The following is a 3,319-nucleotide window of genomic DNA, read 5'->3' on the forward strand; positions in this document are numbered from 1 at the left end:
STRCSSATNDATACTNTRYCHNAGCDTAGGATAAGCCCTCGACCGATTAGTATTGGTCAGCTCCACACATTGCTGCGCTTCCACCTCCAACCTATCAACCTCGTCGTCTTCAAGGGGTCTTACTAATTGGGAAATCTCATCTTGAGGGGGGCTTCACGCTTAGATGCTTTCAGCGCTTATCCCGTCCATACTTGGCTACCCAGCGGTGCTCCTGGCGGAACAACTGGTACACCAGCGGTATGTCCATCCCGGTCCTCTCGTACTAAGGACAGCTCCTCTCAAATTTCCTACGCCCACGACAGATAGGGACCGAACTGTCTCACGACGTTCTGAACCCAGCTCGCGTACCGCTTTAATGGGCGAACAGCCCAACCCTTGGGACCTACTTCAGCCCCAGGATGCGATGAGCCGACATCGAGGTGCCAAACCTCCCCGTCGATGTGGACTCTTGGGGGAGATAAGCCTGTTATCCCCAGGGTAGCTTTTATCCGTTGAGCGATGGCCCTTCCATGCGGTACCACCGGATCACTAAGCCCGACTTTCGTCCCTGCTCGACCTGTATGTCTCGCAGTCAAGCTCCCTTATGCCTTTGCACTCTTCGAATGATTTCCAACCATTCTGAGGGAACCTTGGGGCGCCTCCGTTACTCTTTAGGAGGCGACCGCCCCAGTCAAACTGCCCACCTGACACTGTCCCCGAACCGGGTTACGGTCCTAGGTTAGAACTCCGATACGATCAGGGTGGTATCCCAACGTCGCCTCCACACAAGCTGGCGCTCATGCTTCAAAGGCTCCCACCTATCCTGTACAGATCGTACCAAAGTCCAATATCAAGCTGCAGTAAAGCTCCATGGGGTCTTTCCGTCTTGTCGCGGGTAACCTGCATCTTCACAGGTATTAAAATTTCACCGGATCTCTCGTTGAGACAGCGCCCAAGTCGTTACGCCATTCGTGCGGGTCAGAATTTACCTGACAAGGAATTTCGCTACCTTAGGACCGTTATAGTTACGGCCGCCGTTTACTGGGGCTTCGGTTCATAGCTTCGGGTTACCCCTAACCACTCCCCTTAACCTTCCAGCACCGGGCAGGCGTCAGCCCGTATACTTCGCCTTACGGCTTCGCACAGACCTGTGTTTTTGCTAAACAGTCGCTTGGGCCTTTTCACTGCGGCCCCCTCGTGCTATTCACACTACCGGGGCACCCCTTCTCCCGAAGTTACGGGGTCATTTTGCCGAGTTCCTTAACGAGAGTTCTTCCGCGCGCCTTAGAATTCTCTTCTCGCCTACCTGTGTCGGTTTGCGGTACGGGCACCATCACCTGGCTAGAGGCTTTTCTTGGCAGTGTGAAATCATGACCTTCGGTACTGCAATTTTCCCTCCCCATCACAGCCTAGCCTTATCGATGTGCGGATTTGCCTACACATCAGCCTCACTGCTTGGACAGACATCCATCAGTCTGCGTCACTATCCTACTGCGTCACCCCATTGCTCATAACGGCTTACGGTGGTACAGGAATTTCAACCTGTTGTCCTTCGACTACGCCTTTCGGCCTCGCCTTAGGTCCCGACTTACCCTGAGCGGACGAACCTTCCTCAGGAACCCTTAGGCTTTCGGCGGACATGATTCTCACATGTCTTTTCGTTACTCATACCGGCATTCTCACTTGTATGCTGTCCAGCGCTCCTTACGGTACACCTTCAACCTACATACAACGCTCCCCTACCCCTGATACATACGTATCAAGCCATAGCTTCGGTGGTGTGTTTAGCCCCGTTACATTTTCGGCGCAGAGTCACTCGACCAGTGAGCTATTACGCACTCTTTAAATGATGGCTGCTTCTAAGCCAACATCCTGGTTGTCTTTGCAACTCCACATCCTTTCCCACTTAACACACACTTGGGGACCTTAGCTGATGGTCTGGGCTGTTTCCCTTTTGACAATGGATCTTAGCACTCACTGTCTGACTCCCGGTTATAAGTCTATGGCATTCGGAGTTTGACTGAGCTTGGTAACCCTTGGCGGGCCCCGCACCCAATCAGTGCTCTACCTCCACGACTCTTAACACCGAGGCTAGCCCTAAAGCTATTTCGGGGAGAACCAGCTATCTCCGAGTTCGATTGGAATTTCTCCGCTACCCCCACCTCATCCCCGCATTTTTCAACATGCGTGGGTTCGGGCCTCCAGTGCGTGTTACCGCACCTTCACCCTGGACAGGGGTAGATCACACGGTTTCGGGTCTACGTCCACGTACTAAGTCGCCCTATTCAGACTCGCTTTCGCTGCGGCTACGGCTCTTCACCTTAACCTTGCACGGGAACGTAACTCGCCGGTTCATTCTACAAAAGGCACGCCATCACCCATAGATCGGGCTCTGACTTCTTGTAAGCACACGGTTTCAGGTTCTATTTCACTCCCCTCCCGGGGTGCTTTTCACCTTTCCCTCACGGTACTGCTTCACTATCGGTCGCTAGGTAGTATTTAGCCTTACCAGATGGTCCTGGCGGATTCATACGGGATTTCACGTGCCCCGCACTACTCGGGATCCGTCTCGGAGAGAACAGACTTTCAATTACAGGGCTTTTACCTTCTATGGCGGGCCTTTCCAGACCTCTTCGTTTAATCGGTTCCTTTGTAACTCCATGTGAGACGTCCCACAACCCCAACCAGCAAGCTGATTGGTTTAGGCTATTCCGCTTTCGCTCGCCGCTACTGACGGAATCACTTTTGTTTTCTCTTCCTGAGGGTACTTAGATGTTTCAGTTCCCCTCGTCTGTCTCTTCACACCCTATGTATTCAGATGTGAGTGACTGGCTATTACACCAGCCGGGTTTCCCCATTCGGACATCCCCGGATCAAAGCTTGCTTACAGCTCCCCGAAGCATTTCGTTGTTCGCCACGTCCTTCGTCGACTCCTAGCGCCTAGGCATCCTCCGTGTGCTCTTAGTAGCTTAACCATTGATGATACAATCATCTTTGACTACCAATTTATTGATTCTTGTTTACACAAGATCAGCTAAAAGGATATTTCTAATTCGCAATTGTTTGTTTCGTTTATCTAGTTTTCAAGGATCAAATGGTATTACTTTTATGGTGGAGCCAAGCGGGATCGAACCGCTGACCTCCTGCTTGCAAGGCAGGCGCTCTCCCAGCTGAGCTATGGCCCCATAATTTACCCCAAAAAGTGAACTTTATTCTCCGAGGCCTATTCCGATTACTTTTCGGGGACCCCAGTCACTTCTTGAAAATATAAAATTTGAATGGTGGGCCCTAGTGGACTCGAACCACCGACCTCACCCTTATCAGGGGTGCGCTCTAACCA

At 52.0% G+C, this 3,319-nt stretch carries 1 tRNA gene and 1 rRNA gene; both read right to left on the minus strand.

From position 1 onward, the window contains the following. Positions 1 to 26: 26 nt before the first annotated feature. A 23S ribosomal RNA gene (locus BVG16_RS32240) occupies positions 27 to 2,954 on the minus strand. A gap of 134 nt (positions 2,955 to 3,088) precedes the next feature. Continuing rightward, positions 3,089 to 3,164, minus strand: a tRNA-Ala gene (locus BVG16_RS32245). Positions 3,165 to 3,319 lie beyond the last annotated feature (155 nt).

This window comes from Paenibacillus selenitireducens (genome assembly GCF_002021565.1).
Taxonomy (GTDB): Bacteria; Bacillota; Bacilli; order Paenibacillales; family Paenibacillaceae; genus Paenibacillus_K; species Paenibacillus_K selenitireducens.